The organism is Paradesulfitobacterium aromaticivorans, assembly GCF_054657415.1.
In genome coordinates, this window is record NZ_BAAHYT010000010.1 from 327704 (window position 1) to 344370 (window position 16667).

At 45.1% G+C, this 16667-nt stretch carries 17 protein-coding genes and 2 pseudogenes; 5 read left to right on the forward strand and 14 right to left on the reverse strand.

Annotated elements, in window-relative coordinates:
• Positions 1-43: 43 nt before the first annotated feature.
• From ACYQ2N_RS06965 to ACYQ2N_RS06975, 3 genes are read right to left on the reverse strand one after another with little or no spacing between them, the layout of a single operon-like run.
• A complete protein-coding gene (locus ACYQ2N_RS06965; protein ID WP_459998423.1) occupies positions 44-883 on the reverse strand; it encodes a hypothetical protein in 840 nt (279 codons plus the stop codon).
• Positions 880-1383, reverse strand: a complete 504-nt coding sequence (locus tag ACYQ2N_RS06970) for an anti-sigma factor family protein (protein WP_459998424.1) — start codon at positions 1381-1383, stop codon at positions 880-882. Before ACYQ2N_RS06970 ends, ACYQ2N_RS06965 begins: the two co-directional genes overlap by 4 nt.
• Before the next feature lie 4 nt (positions 1384-1387).
• Complete coding sequence (locus ACYQ2N_RS06975) at positions 1388-1921, reverse strand: RNA polymerase sigma factor (RefSeq protein ID WP_459998425.1); 534 nt, start codon at positions 1919-1921, stop codon at positions 1388-1390.
• A 301-nt stretch (positions 1922-2222) separates the two neighbouring features.
• Between ACYQ2N_RS06975 and ACYQ2N_RS06980 the strand changes: the two genes are divergently transcribed.
• On the forward strand, positions 2223-3374 hold the full coding sequence (locus ACYQ2N_RS06980) for an MGDG synthase family glycosyltransferase (RefSeq protein ID WP_459998426.1): 1152 nt from the start codon (positions 2223-2225) through the stop codon (positions 3372-3374).
• Between the two features lie 7 nt (positions 3375-3381).
• Here ACYQ2N_RS06980 and ACYQ2N_RS06985 read toward each other — a convergent pair whose 3' ends face one another.
• From ACYQ2N_RS06985 to selD, 6 genes are all read right to left on the reverse strand, one after another.
• Positions 3382-4041 (reverse strand): TVP38/TMEM64 family protein, encoded by a 660-nt coding sequence (locus ACYQ2N_RS06985; protein WP_459998428.1) that lies wholly within the window; start codon positions 4039-4041, stop codon positions 3382-3384.
• Positions 4042-4380: 339 nt separating this feature from the next.
• Positions 4381-4767, reverse strand: a complete 387-nt coding sequence (gene gcvH, locus ACYQ2N_RS06990) for a glycine cleavage system protein GcvH (RefSeq protein WP_460000484.1) — start codon at positions 4765-4767, stop codon at positions 4381-4383.
• A gap of 167 nt (positions 4768-4934) precedes the next feature.
• Positions 4935-5252, reverse strand: coding sequence for a DsrH/TusB family sulfur metabolism protein (locus tag ACYQ2N_RS06995; protein ID WP_459998430.1), 318 nt, complete (start codon positions 5250-5252; stop codon positions 4935-4937).
• An 11-nt stretch (positions 5253-5263) separates the two neighbouring features.
• On the reverse strand, positions 5264-5629 hold the full coding sequence (locus ACYQ2N_RS07000) for a DsrE family protein (protein WP_459998431.1): 366 nt from the start codon (positions 5627-5629) through the stop codon (positions 5264-5266).
• A gap of 12 nt (positions 5630-5641) precedes the next feature.
• Positions 5642-5998 carry a DsrE family protein gene (locus ACYQ2N_RS07005; protein WP_459998432.1) on the reverse strand — a complete coding sequence of 119 codons (357 nt, stop codon included), beginning with the start codon at positions 5996-5998 and terminating at the stop codon, positions 5642-5644.
• A gap of 33 nt (positions 5999-6031) precedes the next feature.
• Entirely contained in the window at positions 6032-7018 is a 987-nt protein-coding gene (selD, locus tag ACYQ2N_RS07010; protein ID WP_460000485.1) for a selenide, water dikinase SelD, read from the reverse strand.
• A 159-nt stretch (positions 7019-7177) separates the two neighbouring features.
• Between selD and ACYQ2N_RS07015 the strand changes: the two genes are divergently transcribed.
• On the forward strand, positions 7178-8131 hold the full coding sequence (locus ACYQ2N_RS07015) for a LysR family transcriptional regulator (protein WP_459998433.1): 954 nt from the start codon (positions 7178-7180) through the stop codon (positions 8129-8131).
• 46 nt (positions 8132-8177) lie between these two features.
• Positions 8178-8945, forward strand: a pseudogene (gene tsoY / locus ACYQ2N_RS07020) (selenoprotein TsoY); the annotation flags it as partial.
• A 122-nt stretch (positions 8946-9067) separates the two neighbouring features.
• Here the strand turns inward: tsoY and ACYQ2N_RS07025 are convergent.
• Positions 9068-9520: a hypothetical protein gene (locus tag ACYQ2N_RS07025; protein WP_459998435.1), complete on the reverse strand. Its 453-nt coding sequence runs from the start codon at positions 9518-9520 to the stop codon at positions 9068-9070.
• Positions 9521-9957: 437 nt separating this feature from the next.
• Here ACYQ2N_RS07025 and iscB point away from each other — a divergent pair.
• A pseudogene (iscB, locus tag ACYQ2N_RS07030) lies at positions 9958-11189 on the forward strand (RNA-guided endonuclease IscB).
• Positions 11190-11194: 5 nt separating this feature from the next.
• Positions 11195-11734, forward strand: coding sequence for a flavodoxin family protein (locus ACYQ2N_RS07035; RefSeq protein WP_459998436.1), 540 nt, complete (start codon positions 11195-11197; stop codon positions 11732-11734).
• Here the strand turns inward: ACYQ2N_RS07035 and ACYQ2N_RS07040 are convergent.
• The 4 genes from ACYQ2N_RS07040 to glmS all read right to left on the reverse strand — a co-directional run bounded on the left by ACYQ2N_RS07040 (position 11703) and on the right by glmS (position 16371).
• Positions 11703-12044 (reverse strand): GGDEF domain-containing response regulator, encoded by a 342-nt coding sequence (locus tag ACYQ2N_RS07040; RefSeq protein ID WP_459998437.1) that lies wholly within the window; start codon positions 12042-12044, stop codon positions 11703-11705. The genes ACYQ2N_RS07035 and ACYQ2N_RS07040 overlap by 32 nt on opposite strands.
• Entirely contained in the window at positions 12028-12276 is a 249-nt protein-coding gene (locus ACYQ2N_RS07045) for a hypothetical protein (RefSeq protein ID WP_459998438.1), read from the reverse strand. Before ACYQ2N_RS07045 ends, ACYQ2N_RS07040 begins: the two co-directional genes overlap by 17 nt.
• Positions 12277-12577: 301 nt before the next feature.
• Positions 12578-14386 (reverse strand): response regulator, encoded by a 1809-nt coding sequence (locus ACYQ2N_RS07050; protein WP_459998439.1) that lies wholly within the window; start codon positions 14384-14386, stop codon positions 12578-12580.
• A gap of 161 nt (positions 14387-14547) precedes the next feature.
• Positions 14548-16371 carry a glutamine--fructose-6-phosphate transaminase (isomerizing) gene (gene glmS, locus ACYQ2N_RS07055; RefSeq protein WP_459998440.1) on the reverse strand — a complete coding sequence of 608 codons (1824 nt, stop codon included), beginning with the start codon at positions 16369-16371 and terminating at the stop codon, positions 14548-14550.
• Positions 16372-16667 lie beyond the last annotated feature (296 nt).

Below are 16667 nucleotides of genomic sequence, written 5' to 3' on the forward strand. Positions count from 1 at the left end.
TCCCATTAAAAGCTGCATATCCTAGGGAGCTTTCACATAGGATTTAGGATTTAGGACGAAAAATATGTCTTTTTTTCCAGAAGGAAACCCACGTCACAGCGACGCCGGTCCACCCGACACACAGAATAAAAACAAACCCGACTAGCGGAAGATTAGCGAGGGCCACCAATAGCACTGCCTGAGCAAAAAAATAGGTTAACGGCGGATGGCTGGACAGACTGGAAGCAAGCAATTTATCACTAAGATACCCCATGACCGGAAGCAGACCAATGACAGCGGAAACCAGTGCAATAACACCTATAAGCAGGGCCAAAGGAATTCCGATCACAGTGAAAGTCAACAGCACGGAAACGGTCAGGGAAATTAACGCCAGAGTGAGCCCTAACCCAAGCATGCGTACGCCCTGTTCTTGCAGCAGTTCCCTGGCGTATCTTAATCGGTTTCTAAGTGCCAGCCCCAAAGCGGAAAGCGCCAGAATACCCAAAAAACTGAGTGTCAACCGCAAGCTCCATAATCCCAGGATCAAAGAACCTGCCAGAAGGAGCTGATTAAGCAGCTCTTGGTTAAACGAGACCTCAAAGATGTCTTTATAACTGCTCTTTCCCGAGGAATCATGAACGTGTCCACCAAGATCCATCACCAAGTCAACTTTCGCGGTAGGTTCCAGGTAAACATCCCCATAGATCACCACCACGATTTCTTTAACAGTTCCCGCTATCCGGACATCATTTCCCCAGACAACAACCCTTTCAACCGTACTGTTCTCGGGAACAAATACCGGCGTTTTGCCAAAATCTCGCTCAGACTGGGCAAAAGTTTGCAGCGGTGCAGCCAATACAAACATAAGGGCACATACTAAGATGATAAACTTAAAGGGTTTCATGAAAACACCTCTCTTGAATCCGGTTCACGCAGCAAGCCCCGCATCACGTATAGACCCAGACCCATAAGAACTGTCAAAGCCATTACGGTTGCGAAAACAGTGATCGGCGACAGATAACCCAACGCCGTCTGTACTAAGCCCAAGAACGTTAACCCAATGGCATAAATTAAGCGTACCAGGGTTAGAATGCGGCGGGAAAACAGAAACAGCAGAGGACTTCCCAAGAGAATCAAAACAGCAACCGTAACCCAGGTGAGTCTTTGCATTTTTTTTGTGTGGTCAGTTTTCACAGCGCTTAGGACCATCGCTCCTAAATCGCTGCGCACGGGAACTTCGTTAATCGAATCTATGATTTCCAAGCGCATATCCTTGAGTTCCCTATAAAACTTATTACATTCAGGACAAGAGAGCAAATGGCTTTGAATATCTTTCTCTGCCCAAGGCGTTAATTCTTCATCAACATATTCCGAAATTTTTTCCAGGCAATGACGGCAATCCATTTGTCTACCCCTCCTCATGTGCCAGTTTCTGATCACTTAACAATTTTCGCATCTGCATCCGGGCCGAACTGATTCTCGATTTGACCGTACCCAGAGGGATTCCCAGGATCGACGAAATTTCATTATAATCATACCCTTGCCACTCGCGCAAGACCAACACCGTACGGTGTTCCTCACTTAGATTACTTAAAGCTTCTTTGATAATAAGACGCCGATCGTAGTTGCCATGCGCGGGTGACGCCAGTGATTCTAAAGACTCATCAGAAATTGGCGTCGCCTGCTTTTTCTTTGCTCGATCCAGGCATTGATGGGTGATAATCTTCGATAGCCAGGAGTGAAAGGCCCGCGCTTCGCTCAATTGTGGCAATGACCGGTAAACCTTAATGAAGACCTCCTGGACAACATCTTCAGACTCCATCGAATCATGCAGAAAAGCAAAGGCTGTCCGGTAAACGTAGGGCGTATAGTTTAAGATTAATGCTGACAATGCGTCTTCATCGCCACCACGGGCTCTTTCAATTAGATATGTGTCGATCACAGCACAGCCCCTTACCTTTTCTGCAAAGCTGATTGTAAAGTATGCACTGTCTAAGCATAAAGACGATTAATTCCCGGTAAAAGTTCACACAATCTTAATCGATCTTTAACATAATTGTGAACTGCCTAAACGAACTTTTTACACACTGGCGCAGTCTTATAAGTGTAAGTTTTTAACAAACATAGCCTAAACATTTTAGCGTCACAAGCAAAGCAAACAGAATAATGCATCGGGGATCTGAAAAAAGGAAAAAATATATCCAGAGCTTAAACAGTATCAGGCCTTAGAGGAGGGTTTTACGTTGAACAATTTACGCGTACTCATTTTTTCAGCCACCTTTGGCGCAGGCCACATCCGGGCGGCTGAGGCCATAATTGAGGCCATGCAAAGCAGAACTCCGACAGTTGAAATCTCTCATTTGGATTTTGGAGAATTCCTAAATAAAAGTTTAAATTCAGTGTTAAAAAACACGTATCTTGAAATGATCAAGCATACTCCCAAACTCTGGGGCACATTCTATTACGGAACAGCGAAAATATCCCCCGATTCCATGTGGCAGCGCATGCTGAATAGCCTTGGAAGGCAGGAATTCTTAAAATATATCTATTCCTATCAACCGGACCTCATCATCTGCACCTATCCTACGGTTGCGGGAGTACTGGCCAAGTTAAGGGAAAGAAAAATCCTAAATATCCCGTTAATCACGATTGTAACAGATTATACCGTACACAGCCAGTGGGTGCATCCGGGGGTTGATCTTTATATTGTCGGCAATAAATTTGTACGAGAGGGGCTTATATCCCGGGGAATTGATCCGAGCACCATCAAGGTCACAGGAATTCCGGTCAGCCCTAAATTTGAACGGCCCTTACACCGTGAAGATTTGACAAGGCGATTTGGCCTTACCCCTGATCTACCTACTGTATTACTCATGGGCGGGGCGTTCGGAGTTCTGGGCGGTATCAAACGAATATGTCAGATGTTGTCCAACTCTCAAACTCCGGTGCAATCCATCGTTGTCTGCGGCCATGATGATAAGCTATACAAGTCCTTGGACAGCATAATCAGCGAAGCACGCAACCCTGTACACAGGTACGGGTTCGTACGCAACGTGGAAGAGCTCATGAGTGTCTCGGATTTGATCGTCACCAAAGCCGGAGGCTTGACTGTTTCGGAAGCCCTGACCAAAAAATTGCCCATGATTATTTATAAACCGATCCCGGGACAGGAAAAAGAAAATGCCGAATATATCCGTACAATTGGAGCTGGGGTAGTGGCTAATACGGAAAGCGAGATGGAGCAGATCCTTACCTCTCTGTTCAATGATCCTCAGCAGATCGAGACAATGCGTCAGGCTGCAAGTCAAGCCCTCCCCGAACGGGCTGCTGAGCAAGCAGTCGAATACATGCTTAGAATTGCTGAGGATGTCGGTTTGGGGCAAAAGATTGGATAATCTCAATTCATGTAGACAGTCGACGGTTGAACATGTAACCTAAGGACCAAAATGCGATAATCATGATCCCGCCAACAATGAGCCAAACCCAGATTGCTCTGGATACCCCCAGGAAAACCAAGGCCGTTCCGACATAATAAGGAATTATCGACAAGGCTCCCGTCCATACGTACGGCCAAAATCTTACCGAGGGAATAACCCCGGCAATATAATTAACCATGAAAGCCGGAATCGGGAGCAAACGGGCAATGAGCAACCCCAAACTTCCTTTGCGCTTAACCCAATTGTCCACCATGTTAAAACGCTCTGGAGTAACTAACTTCTGTAAAAATCTTTGCCCATAGTATCTAGCAACAAAAAAGATAAGCAATGTGCTAAGAGCCGACCCCAACCAGGCAATTAAAGTCCCTAAGTAAATACCGTAAATCTTTAAATAGAGAACCAAAAGTCCTTCCGATGGTACCGGAGTCAGGTGGAGAAAGGCCATGAAAACTATGGCAATAAACATCCCCAAGAACCCCAAACCCTGAATTGAAGAAGAAATCTCATTACGTCGATCCAGGTACAGAAAAACAACGATCAGGGTCACCAAGATTCCCACAACCAAAGCGATCGAGGCATATTTTCCAATTTTAGTCCGGTCGGACAGCACACTAGTATCTGACATATACGCTCCATTTCTTAGAAACAACCTTTGTTCAAAATATAAGTATGCTTCATGATGATTAAGATTATACATCAAGGTTCCAGCTCGATCTATAGACAAACAATATTATTATACCGTGTATTCTGGCGCTGTTTATCTGCCTCAACTTTGATTAGCGATAGATTTCAAGGGTACGCCGGAGCCAAAGGCATTGGCCCCGAGTTCAGTTTCCCGGATAAATAAGTGGTAAGAGTCTGGTACCTGGCTATGCTCTGGGTAGGGGATAAACCAACAGCCAGAGCCACACGCAGAGTTTCTTTTTCTTTTCAATATTACAACTGTAGCGGAATCCAATCAGATTTACTTTTCTTCTTTAGACACAAAAGTCTCATATTCGGTAGCACTCATCATGCTTTCTAACGGTAACAGATCCTCAGCCTCAACTTTAATCAGCCAACCTTCACCATATGGATCGCGGTTCAAAAGATCGGGAGCATCCTGAACAGTCTCATTGACAGCCATAACTTTTCCATTGATGGAGGCAATAATATCAGATACGGCTTTAACGGATTCGACCGAGCCATAAGGTTCTCCTGCCTTGACAGTAGCTCCTACCTCTGGGAATTCTACAAAAACGATATCGCCCAAACTTTCCTGGGCATGATCCGTAATCCCTAAGATGACAGTATTACCTTCTACCTTAGCCCACTCGTGATCTTTACTATACTTTAATTCAGTTGGATTCATGGGCACTGCTCGCATAACTAGACCTCCTTAAATGCACTTTTTAAGTATTAGAAAATGTCCCACTTTTTCAAGCCTTTAGTAAAATAGCCCCTTAACGGGGCTATAATTTATGTGTGTCCTATTTCGTTTTTAATAATGCCCGCATCCGATAGAAGTTGTACCGATTCTTAAAACGACCCTAAGACCCGCCGATCTTCATTCATCATCATTTGGACTAAATGCGCATAATCAAGGATTTGGACGCCATGCCGCAGGTCTTCGTCCTTGAATCCTCTTAATTGCAAATCGTCAGCTAGCGTAAACCATTGTGCCGACTCCACGTCTCCGGTCATCTTGGCTTGAGCCAGGGAAGCATAGACTCCATCCTGGATCAGGCAAATCTTCACAGAACGGCCTTGTTTAAGCCATGCTGCCGCTAAAGCCAGTCCCCGTTTGGCATTGGCCGATTCCGGAGGACTGGAAATCATACATAATACTTCTTTCATCCCATACCCTCCTAAAATAGCATAACGTTAGGGGTTTCCGCCATCAGCTCAGCCAATTCGCTGTCGCTGATCCAAGTCACACCGGAAATTAAATCGTCCTCGCCTAATCCCCGCGCCTCGGCCGAAGTACGATGAACCAGTATTTGCGCCCGTGGTTCGGGCTTTGCCAAGGTGTCATTCAACGCTCCGCCCAAACTGGTGAAACTGGTATTCCCTGCATCCTGACCGACTTTTAAAACATAGATGCCATCATCGGCAAATACCGCAGTCGCAGCAAAACCATTGGCCACGGCTCCGTTGATGTGCCGGACTGCCTCGGCAGCCTGGATCACGCCGTAAGGAGCCCGCCGCACTAAAATACAAACGGACTTAGCCATTTGTCATCCTCCCTAAAATCCTAAATTAATAAAGACATCACTTTCATCCATAAGTGCAAACAAATTCTTTAATGAACTGGGGGCTGCCCCCTCCACTCTATGTTCAGCTTTAACACCACGGAACTGCAAGCACGTGCCACAGAGATCAACCCTCATACCACGGTCTATGAGTTCTTTAAACTTTTCCTCTGGGTTCAGAATTCCTTTGGGATTTTGGTTCACGCTGAAGTTATGGACAGCATCACCAGAAGCAAAAAGGGTTACACGGTGACCCTGGGCAAGCGCTGCATCCGCCAAGTTAAAAGCTGTCGTGGAGTTTTCAAAACTATACGGCGTGGTTGACAAGAGAATCATTAAATGTTTCGGCATCCTATTCACCTCACTTTCCATAAAAATCGCATTTCAAGCCCCACGTCTAACCTCGATGGGAAAATCCTTTCGTTGAGAAACATAGCCGATGATGTGTGCGGCCAGCGTTCCTACTTGGTTTAGCTTAGTTATCAGTGATTCGGCCAGGTCTGGCGGAGTTGCCATCAACAAGCCGCCGGAAGTTTGGGCATCATATAAAACCATCCGCTCCTGTGGGTTAATGCTTTCCTCCCACCTGACCAGATCACGCACATACCGGGCATTGGCATGGGTGCCACTGGAAACCCCCCCATATTTGAGAACATCCCAAACCTGGGGTAAAATCGGCACCTTGTCATACTCAAGAATTGCCGCTAGATCCGGACTCAGCATCTCTTTGAGATGACCCAAAAGGCCGTAACCGGAAACATCCGTACATGCGTGCACCGGAAAAGCCTGCATGACTTGGGCAGCCTTTAGGTTAAGTTCCAACATGACCGCGGTTAAAGCAGTCTCAATTTCTTCCCCGGCAATCCCGGAATCCACCCCGGTAGCTAAAATCCCCGTGCCCAGGGGTTTGGTCAAAACTAAAACATCTCCCACCTGAGCACCGCTTTTGCGGATCAATTTCTGCGGATGAACCAGGCCGGTCACTGTCAGTCCGTACTTTGGGGATGTATCATCCACTGAATGTCCACCGACAATCGGAATCCCGGCTTCTGCGGCTTTTGCCGCGCCCCCGGCCAGGATTGCCCCCAGCGTATCGATCGGCATGCTTCGAATTGGGAAACTCACGATGTTCAGGGCAAAAATGGGCTTGGCTCCCATGGCATAAATATCACTGATCGCGTTTGCCGCCGCAATAGCCCCAAACGAATACGGATCATTGACAACCGGAGTAATAAAATCAAGAGTTTGGACAATCGCCAAATTGTCATCAAGGCTAAAAGCAGCGGCATCGTCCTCAAGCCCGGACAACAAACCGGGGGAGTTCTGCTTTGGTATATAACTTAAAAGTGTAGTTAGATCCTCCGGACCTATCTTACACGCTCAGCCTGATCCCGGAGAATAGTTTGTTAGGCGAATAGATCGGTCGAAGCTTGACAATCCCCTTGCCCCCTTAGCGATTTTAGCTTATCATAATTTTAGCTATAACTGAAATGCAACATAGGCATAATCCCTATGCAAAAGGAGTATACCATGGATATCCAACAGCTCAAAGCCTTTTATGAAGTCGCCCGCTGGCACAGCTTTTCAAAGGCCGCCAAAGAGCTATACTTAAGCCAGCCGGCTGTCTCCCGCCAGATATCCTCTTTGGAAACAGAAATCGGACTGCCGCTGTTTATACGGATGGCTAATCATGTATCCCTTACCGACTCCGGGCGCAAGCTTCTTGCCTATGCCGAAGAAATCATTCATACATTCGAACAAGCAACCCGTACGATCCAAGACCTGCGGGATTTGCGCCAGGGGACTGTTACCGTTGCTGCCGACAGCTTTTTAAGCCAATATTTTTTACCGCGTTTTGCCGGGGAATTTCATCGCCGCTACCCCAGCCTCCAAATCCAAATCCGCACTCATCCCCATGCCGATTTACCCCAGCTTTTGACCGAAGGGCAAATTGACCTCGCCTTCTTCTGTGGAATGGAACCTGCCGAAAATTTACCGCTGACCCTGGAACCGCTGTACCAGGAACAATTGTTCCTGGTGACCCCGGCCAAGCCTAACCTAAAAGCCAAAGGTCAAGCCAGTGCCTCACCTGAAATGTATCAACCTAACCCAGCAATCCCTGATCGTTCCGGCAAAATAACCGATATCGCTGGAGCAGTTGCTGAATTTCCCCCTTTTCTCTTCCCTCCTTCAACCTATTCCTTTACCAAAAAATATACAGAACTGTTGCCACCGGAGCTCTCCTCTGCTGAAGCCCCGATAACCGTTGATTCCTTGGAAGGGATCAAAACCCTTCTCCTCAGTGGCTTTGGCTGCAGCATCCTTCCGGAAAGCCTAATTAATCTGGAATTAGAACAGCAGCACCTGCAAGGAATCCCCCTTAACTCCTCATTCCCAATAATATTAACATACCCTAAAGATTCCCGTTTACCTCATCCAGTGCTTTTACTGATCGGGATTATTCGCAAATTGATCAATCAGTGAACAGGCCAGCTATGCATCAATTGCATAGCAAATAAAACGATTATGTATTCAAACCCTAATGCTACCCACTTTAATCTTCTTTGCATTCCTTTGGTTTATCCTTCTCAAACTGGAATTTAAGGTTCTAAAAATCTGGTTAAGCCAGACCATTGATATGAGTAAATTAAATTTCGTATGGTTGCTGGACGTTTTTGCATTTGCGTTGGTTAATCTAACGGGCACAGGCATCGCTGCGATCTCAAGCAACAGAGTGATCGCTTCCATCGCAGCATTTGCATCATTTTTTACTTTAAGTATGGGATTTTTCTTATTCTTGGCTAAATTGGCATACCTCATTTACTTACAGTTGAAATCCAACAGTTTACCGGGCAAGCCAATTCTCCCCGCTTATTTTCTGGTGATTCCCATTACGTGTCTGTTTGGCTTGAGTTTTTACAGAATCGCAATGTATTTACAAATGTATTATTCATTTGACATAAAAGTTTTATCATACTTTATTATTATGTTTTCTTACGTCATCACCATCGGCTGGGGCATTTTCACCGTGTATTTGCTGGGTGGTTATTTGAAAAAGGACTTCTCCAGAAGTGAATTTTCTCCTCCCCAGTGGGGCATGGTTTGAGCGCTGGTTGGCTCCCAAGTTTTGGGGGTTTATGTTTACGGGAATTATTACCCAAGCTCATTACTCGCACTCATCAACTATGCAAGTACAATATTGGCCGCAATCGTCTACATTTTGGTATCCGTAAAATATTATCAGGCAGCAAATAAGAAAGAACATCCTACTCCGGCGTATGCCGACCATGCCTCTTAGGCCTATTTCACCATCACCCTGGCTATTCTCTGACTTCTGACGAATCAGAGAAAGGGGCGTCCCAGAAATTTACTTCCGGGACAGCCCCATCACTTACTACGCAATATGAGATAGAGTGCTTGTTAGGATTGCTTAAACCTCTTCAATACCTTAAGTTGTTTTTCTTGGAGGAGGGATCTGCGAGCCAAAAAGTTGATATCGTCTGATACATTTTCCAGCTTTTCATCATTTGCTCTTACATCAAATTGGAGTTCCTCCACCTTTGTCCCCAATGAAGCTAGGGCATCCTTAACCTCTTGGTTTATCTGCTCTTGGGCAATTCTAAAGTCGTGTAAAGCAGCGATCTGCTCGTCAAATTTATTTTCCATGCGAATTTGACTGTCTTTTATATTTCTAACATCAGTCTTTAATTCAGCTACATCTGTCTTTAGCCCGGCTACTTCAGTCTTTAGCCCGGCTACTTCAGTCTTTAGCCCGGCTACTTCAGTCTTTAGCTCACTTTTTACCCCTTGAACTTCTTTGAATAGTTTGGCAAATTGATCTAACATAAGATCCTGAAATTTCTCATTATCCATACTGACACTTCCTTATTCAGGTGTTAACTTGATTATAACACTTTAGGTGTCCAGAATTATAGGGTACATCTGTTTGCTACATAAGTATTTTTTTGTTCTTTTGAAATAACCTCTGATATAATACACTTATGTTTCAAACTAAGAAAGATAAACGATAAAGGATTGTGAAAGGTCAATCACCCCCCTCTGAAGAGGGAGGCTTGTAAAAGCCTAGTTGACTAGCCTGAGTTCTTCGAGAACTACGTTAGAGAGGTCATGGCACCATGGAATGCGAGTCCAAGTTCCATGCAACTGCCGTCGGTGATTAAACAGTTCTGAGGGTAGGAACAGTGTTGCCGACTTGACAAGCCTTTCTAACATTGGCGATGGACAAAGTACTCCGAAAGGAGGTAGGCGTTATGTTCGTCTACGTAATTAACAAACATGGCAACCCGTTAATGCCTTGTAACCCCAGAAAAGTAAGGTTATTACTTAAAACGGGCAAGGCCCGTGTTGTCAAACGAGAACCATTTACCATTCAATTAATCTACTGCTCCAGTGGGTACACTCAACCTATTAGTTTGGGGATCGATGCCGGAGCGAAAGCTATTGGACTATCAAGTACCACTGAAAAGCAGGTTTTGTTTGAAGCTCAGGTTGTCTTGCGAACTAATATTCCGGAATTATTATCCACACGAGAGAATTCCGGAAGGCCAGGCGTAACCGCACAACAAGGTATCGGGAGGCCCGGTTTCTAAATCGCAAGAAAACGAAAGGATGGCTCGCTCCATCGCTAGAAAACAAGGTGCAGAATCACCTTAAAGGGGTAAAATTGGTGTATTCCATACTTCCGGTGACTCAAACCACGGTGGAAGTGGCCCAGTTCGATATCCAGAAGATAAAGAATCCGGAAGTCCAGGGTGAAGGTTACCAGCAAGGCGAACAACTAGGATTTTGGAATGTGCGGGAATTTGTGCTCTGGCGTGATGGGCATATTTGTCAACACTGCCATGGGAAAAGTAAAGACCCTGTGCTCAATGTCCATCACATCGAGAGTCGAAAGACTGGCGGAGATGCACCGAATAACCTTATCACGCTTTGCGAGATATGCCACGATAAACACCATCGGGGTGAGATTACCTTTAAAGTAAAGCGAGGCCAGTCTTTCCGGGACGCGGCCTTTATGGGCATCATGAGGTGGGCGTTCTACAATAGGTTAAGAGAAATGTATCCAAATGTGGGACTAAGTTATGGGTATATCACGAAGAATACACGGATCGATGCAGGATTGGAAAAATCCCATATCATAGATGCCCGGTGTATTAGCGGAAGTCCGATGGCTATTACGGATGGAACTTGGTACTTAATTAAGCAGGTGCGCGGTCAGAACCGGCAATTGCATAAGGCAACAATCCGCAAGGGTGGAATTAGGCAGGAAAATAAGGCACCGAAATACGTCAAAGGGTTTAGGCTGTTTGATAAGGTTTTGTTCGAAGGACAAGAGTGCTTTATCTTTGGCCGGCGAGCCAGCGGGTATTTTGATTTGCGCTTATTAGATGGAACGAAAGTCCACGCATCAGCAAATGCTAAGAAGCTTAAACTATTGGAAAGATCAAAGTGTCTATTGATAGAAAGGAGGACGGGCGATTTCCTCCCCTCTCTGGGGTATCCATCGCCTAATGTTTCATGAAGGTAATGATTTTTACAAGTAGCCCAAATCTAGATGGCTTGACAGCAGCCTGTGGTAATATGGCCAAAGCAGGAGCAGAAGCAGCCGGTGCCGAAGCTGTTATAGTGAACCTCAATCGGCTCAAAATTGGTCACTGTAAAGCCTGTGGTAACGGCCATGGAACCTGCCGCAGCAAAAACGAGTGTCAAGTGCACGATGATTTCCAAAATTTACATGCCTCGATGGCTGATAGCGATGCTTTTATTATCATAACCCCAGTTTATTGGGGAGATATGAGTGAATCAGCGAAAGCATTTTATGATCGGATACGTCGCTGTGAGGCCCCGAAGGAAAAAACATTCTTAGAGGAAAAACCCGTCATCGCCATAGCAGCGGCAGGGGGTTCCGGTAATGGCGCAATTTCTTGTCTTACATCCCTCGAAAGGTTATTAATCCAAGTCAGAGCAGATAAGTTTGACTTAATTGGGATTACCCAAAAAAGTCGAGGGTACAAACTTGACACAATTCATGAAGCTACGCGTGCAATGGTTTGTTTTTTGCTTTAACAAAATCAAAACATTTTAGAACACGCATAATACGGGCCTCCAGCTCAGCCATAGAAAATGGTTTGGTCACATAATCATCTGCTCCGCAGTATAACCCCTCGACGATATCCCCTTTACCGGACTTCTGAGATAAAATAACTATAGCCCTGTTTCTTCCAGCATTTTTGGCGGCATACATCGCTTCATCGACCATGCCAAGGAGTTGGCTGACCGATTTATCCTTCTCGTCCACTTCCTTAATACCACAGCTAAATGTGACGGAGATAGTGTTTCCAGCATAAGCCAGAGGCTGTTTAGAAATCCAGATCAATAAAGGCCACTGAAAAGAGGGTCTTATTCCGTTTATAGCGATCCAACTCATCTTTAAAGCGGTCGTTCAAATAGCTCCTGGAATAAGTGATCAAAAACCACTTGTGATCATCGAGTTTAAGAGGGATAAAAGTTAACAATGTCCCCTGACCGACTTCGGTGTGGCCAGATGTAGAAGTCTTGACAGTATCTATCGTAGATTGGGCTCGCGATAAGTACGGAATTGCCATCAAAAGAGACATGTACCTCCCCGGCTCGGTGCCGGATAACCCCCTGAAAATTATCCTCGCTTTAGTTGACTGGAGCCTTTATTTGCACTTTATTATTAGTGGCAACCAGGGTTTCATTACCATTTTTATCGAGAAAAGATATTTCTTGATAAGCGTGATTGACATTCAAAAAACTCGGCAAGATATTATTCATGACATTTTTAATGGAGTGCCCGAAATCAGCATCCTCAGAGATTTTTCGTCATCAGCCACAAGTATTTTCTTCAACCTATTCTCCCTCTCTATTTCTTTCAAACCCTGCAATTTACAGCAGGCGCTTTATTCTTTGTTCAAGATCCTCGAGTGCAAACGGCTTGACAATATAATCGTCTATTCCGAGATTAAAGCACCTGAGAACATCTTCTTTGCTTTTCCGGGCAGACATAATGATGATCTTAATGTCCCTTGTTTTGGGGTTAGCCTTTATTTGGCGGCAGACTTCAAAACCATCCATCTTGGGCAACATCAGGTCAATTATCATTAAATCCGGCCGCTCAATTTGGGCCTTTCTAACTCCTTCTTCTCCGTCTTTTGCATTGTGCACTTCTATGTTCATGGTTTGCAGCTTACCCTGAACATAGTAAACAATAAAATCGGTGTCCTCTACTAACAGAATTTTCTTTTTCCTCCTTAGCGAATCGTTGTAAACTACAATTTCTTGTCCAGTGCTCCTAGCTAAATTCAGCGCCTGACGTGCCCGTTCCAATATACTGGTCAGCGGAAAATTATCTTCGTAGGCGAACATGACAATTCCCGACGTAAAGGAAGGCCTCAATGGGATATCCGTACCTCTATGCCGGAATTTCATCGTTCCGATATCACTTTTAATTTTCTGCAACTTTTCTGCAGTTTGTTCAGTATTTTGATCCGGTAGCAAAATAGCAAATTCTAATCCAGTCAAACGGTATACTTCATTATTCTCCTCCAATTTGTCTTGCAATTTCCGGATAAATTCCTTAAGGACTACGTCCCCTGAGGAGTAGCCTAGGGATTCGTTAATTTCTTTGATCCAACTGAGATCGATTAGCGTTAGCGATGCATAACCCTGTTCTTGACTGGCCCTTACCTTCAGTTGTTTTTCTAAGTACTCAATGGTATAAGTGTCGGTAAGGCTATCAACATAGGGAACATTCGGAAGGTGACATCCTTTCAAGGCAAGATTGATCCGAGTTATAAGTTGTTCAATCGTAAATGGCTCCGGAATATAATCCTCTACCCCGGCCTTTAGGGCCTTAATTTTATCCTCTGGCACAGAATGAGGAGCAATAAATAAAATAGGCACTTCACCTTGCTCCTCATGAACTTTGGCTATGTGTTCCATAACATCATTTTGAGATTTTCTAACATCCAAAAGAACCAGGTCGATTTTTTCTTCTTTCATTGTAGATTTAGTTACTTGAAAATTGCCCACAAATAATGAATAACCTTGCTCGAAAAAAGACTTTTCTAGTTGTTCGTTCAGTGCGTTATCGGAACCTATCAAGAGAATAGTGGCTTTATAGTCTTCTTTTTGGATATCTTCTTTAGCCTGTTTGGCCCCTTCAGCTATTCCTTGCGCCATAGGATTTTGCCCGTGCAATTGCTCCAAACTCCGATGAGTAAGTGCCAGGCCTTTAAGCAACTTGACCAGAATCTTTTCTGATAAATCTTTGCTTTCTTTGGTCTTATCTATATACTCTTCGTATTCCGCTGCCAGTTCAGCTAGTGATGTAACTTCCAAAGTTGCAGCGCTTCCATGCAAAGTATGAAAAAAACGCTCAAGCCTTTCTGCTGTTTCCTTGCTCGGCTGTAAACTGTAATCCAGCAAATCAAACAAGGCCCTGGTAAACGCTTCTTTCTGTTCGTTCAAAAATACCTGCTTGCTTTCCTGTAAAAGGTCTTTTAGTTTCTTTTCTTTATCGTTATCTTTATTTACATTTAGAGTCGCATGCTCTTGTGGTTCTTTTTTCTCTTGTTTTTCAAAAAACATTATCCTGTCCCCCGTCTGGTTAATCCGACAGAATTCTAAATACTTAACATATTTCTCCACTTTGAACCAAAATCCTTCATTAATTGAATCAAAAACTTTAAGCATGACGAAAAGCCCCCATCGCCTTGTTAATGCCTGTGAACCTAAAACTAGAAAGCACCAACTTTTTCTTCAAGTGACGAAGATAAAAGCAAGTGCTCCTAAGTATGTTTATACTTCACCAGACTTTACAACGCTACACAAAAAGAAGGGGTCTCCCCCTTCTCTTACTCCACCGTCACGCTCTTAGCTAAATTCCTCGGCTTATCGACGTCACACCCTCTGGCTACAGATACATAGTAGGCCAAAAGCTGGAGCGGCACTACCGTGAGAATCGGAGCCAGTTCATCGAGCGTCTGCGGTATATAAACCATATGGTCTACATGCTTCTGCATATCGGCGTTTCCTTTATAAGTTAGCCCTATTACTTCCGCATCACGTGCTTTAACTTCCTTGATATTCGAGAGGGTTTTCTCGTACACATCGCGCTGGGTAGCAAGCGCGATTACCGGAGTCTCTTCTGTAATTAGGGCTAAAGTTCCGTGCTTAAGCTCCCCGGCTGCATAAGCTTCGGCATGGATATAGGAGATCTCTTTTAATTTCAGAGACCCTTCCATGGCTACAGCCCAGTCCAGCCCGCGCCCGATGAAGAAGGTGTCTTCCACATTTACAAAACTCCGGGCCATTTCTTTGATGAGTTCATCTTGGTCGAGCACTTCCTGTACTTGACTCGGGATTTCTTTAAGGGCTGAAATAACTGTAGAGATTTTCTCTGTAGGCAAAGTTCCCCGCGCTTGCGCCAGATATAAGGCAAACATGACCATCCCTTGCAGTTGGGTCACGTGAGCTTTGGTCGAAGCCACAGCGATTTCCGGACCGGCCCAGGTGTAAATCACATCATCCGCTTCGCGCGAAACTGAGCTGCCGACTACATTCGTAACCGCAACTACGCGCGCTCCCTGCTTTCCGGCCTCACGCAAAGCCGCCAGAGTATCCGCAGTCTCTCCTGATTGGCTGATCACTACTACCAGGGTATGCTCATCAATTATAGGTGAGCGGTAGCGGAATTCCGAAGCAATGTCTACTTCAACCGGAATCCGGGCCCAGCGCTCAATCAGGTTCTTACCCACAAGCCCGGCATGGGAGGCGGTGCCGCAGGCAACAATAAACACTTTATTAATCTTAGCTAGCTCAGTTGCTGACAAGTCCACTTCTTGCAGCACTACCCTGTCATCTTCGAGCCGCCCGCTCATGGTATCGCGCAAGGCCCGTGGCTGTTCGAAGATCTCTTTGAGCATGAAATGCTCATACCCGCCTTTTTCTGCTGCCACTGCATCCCATTTGACCTCATAAACTTCCTTAGTGCGGGCGTTCCCCTCGAAGTCGGTGACTTTAACACCTTGTTCACTCAGAACCACCATTTCCCCGTCTGCTAAAATATAGGTCTTGCGCGTATGGCTTAGAATAGCTGGAATGTCACTCGCAATGAAAAATTCTCCCTCCCCCAAGCCCACTACCAACGGGCTGTCTTTGCGCGCTGCTACTAACAGTCCGGGGTCGCGGCGGCTAATCACTACCATCGCATACGAACCTTTGATTTGCGTAAGAACTTGGCGAACTGCCTGTTCTATGTCCTCAGCGTAAGCTTCTTCCACAAGATGGGCAATTACTTCCGTATCGGTTTCAGACAAAAATTTATGTCCTTTTTCAAGCAGTGATTCCTTAAGCTCAAGGTAGTTTTCAATAATTCCGTTATGCACAACCGCAAAATCTCCCGTACAATCGCAATGGGGATGCGCGTTAAAATCTGACGGGCGGCCATGAGTTGCCCAACGGGTATGCCCGATGCCAATAACTGCCTGGGAGAAGTCCTCTCCGATCTTATCTTCTAAATTAGCTAATTTGCCTACACTTTTGGTGACCAAAATCCCTTCTTGGTCAAGCACTGCAACTCCGGCTGAGTCGTAACCCCGGTATTCAAGCTTTTTGAGGCCGTCCACCAAAATAGGAACTGCGGCCTTTTTTCCAATATAACCTACTATCCCGCACATATTATTCAAACTCTCCTCTCGAACTTTTGAGAAGTTTACCTTAAAATCTATTCAACTTACCTAACCTTTGTTAGTGGAAACTTTCTCATATTCTCAAAAAACTTATTCGATTACAGACATATATTTTGCTTACCCATATGCTTGTGACTGGCTTTTGTCCCACAAATCGCTTTGCGTATTTGGAGCCAGCCTTACGGTGACAAGCCACCGAGAGGCATCCGCCGAATCTTTCGATAAACCTCTTCCTCGTCAACCAAAATCGATGTTCGATGCTCGATGTTCGAAAATGGTCCAGG

Excerpts from the sequence above, each read along its gene's own strand:
- gcvH (WP_460000484.1), bottom strand. The coding sequence starts at position 4,767 with ATGAATCCAACTGAATTAAAGTATAGTAAAGATCACGAGTGGGCTAAG.
- ACYQ2N_RS06970 (WP_459998424.1), bottom strand. The coding sequence starts at position 1,383 with ATGGATTGCCGTCATTGCCTGGAAAAAATTTCGGAATATGTTGATGAA.
- ACYQ2N_RS06985 (WP_459998428.1), bottom strand. The coding sequence starts at position 4,041 with ATGTCAGATACTAGTGTGCTGTCCGACCGGACTAAAATTGGAAAATAT.
- glmS (WP_459998440.1), bottom strand. The coding sequence starts at position 16,371 with ATGTGCGGGATAGTAGGTTATATTGGAAAAAAGGCCGCAGTTCCTATT.
- ACYQ2N_RS07000 (WP_459998431.1), bottom strand. The coding sequence starts at position 5,629 with ATGGCTAAGTCCGTTTGTATTTTAGTGCGGCGGGCTCCTTACGGCGTG.
- ACYQ2N_RS07035 (WP_459998436.1), top strand. The coding sequence starts at position 11,195 with ATGATTTTTACAAGTAGCCCAAATCTAGATGGCTTGACAGCAGCCTGT.
- ACYQ2N_RS07015 (WP_459998433.1), top strand. The coding sequence starts at position 7,178 with ATGGATATCCAACAGCTCAAAGCCTTTTATGAAGTCGCCCGCTGGCAC.
- ACYQ2N_RS07050 (WP_459998439.1), bottom strand. The coding sequence starts at position 14,386 with ATGCTTAAAGTTTTTGATTCAATTAATGAAGGATTTTGGTTCAAAGTG.
- ACYQ2N_RS07025 (WP_459998435.1), bottom strand. The coding sequence starts at position 9,520 with ATGGATAATGAGAAATTTCAGGATCTTATGTTAGATCAATTTGCCAAA.
- ACYQ2N_RS06995 (WP_459998430.1), bottom strand. The coding sequence starts at position 5,252 with ATGAAAGAAGTATTATGTATGATTTCCAGTCCTCCGGAATCGGCCAAT.
- ACYQ2N_RS07005 (WP_459998432.1), bottom strand. The coding sequence starts at position 5,998 with ATGCCGAAACATTTAATGATTCTCTTGTCAACCACGCCGTATAGTTTT.
- ACYQ2N_RS06965 (WP_459998423.1), bottom strand. The coding sequence starts at position 883 with ATGAAACCCTTTAAGTTTATCATCTTAGTATGTGCCCTTATGTTTGTA.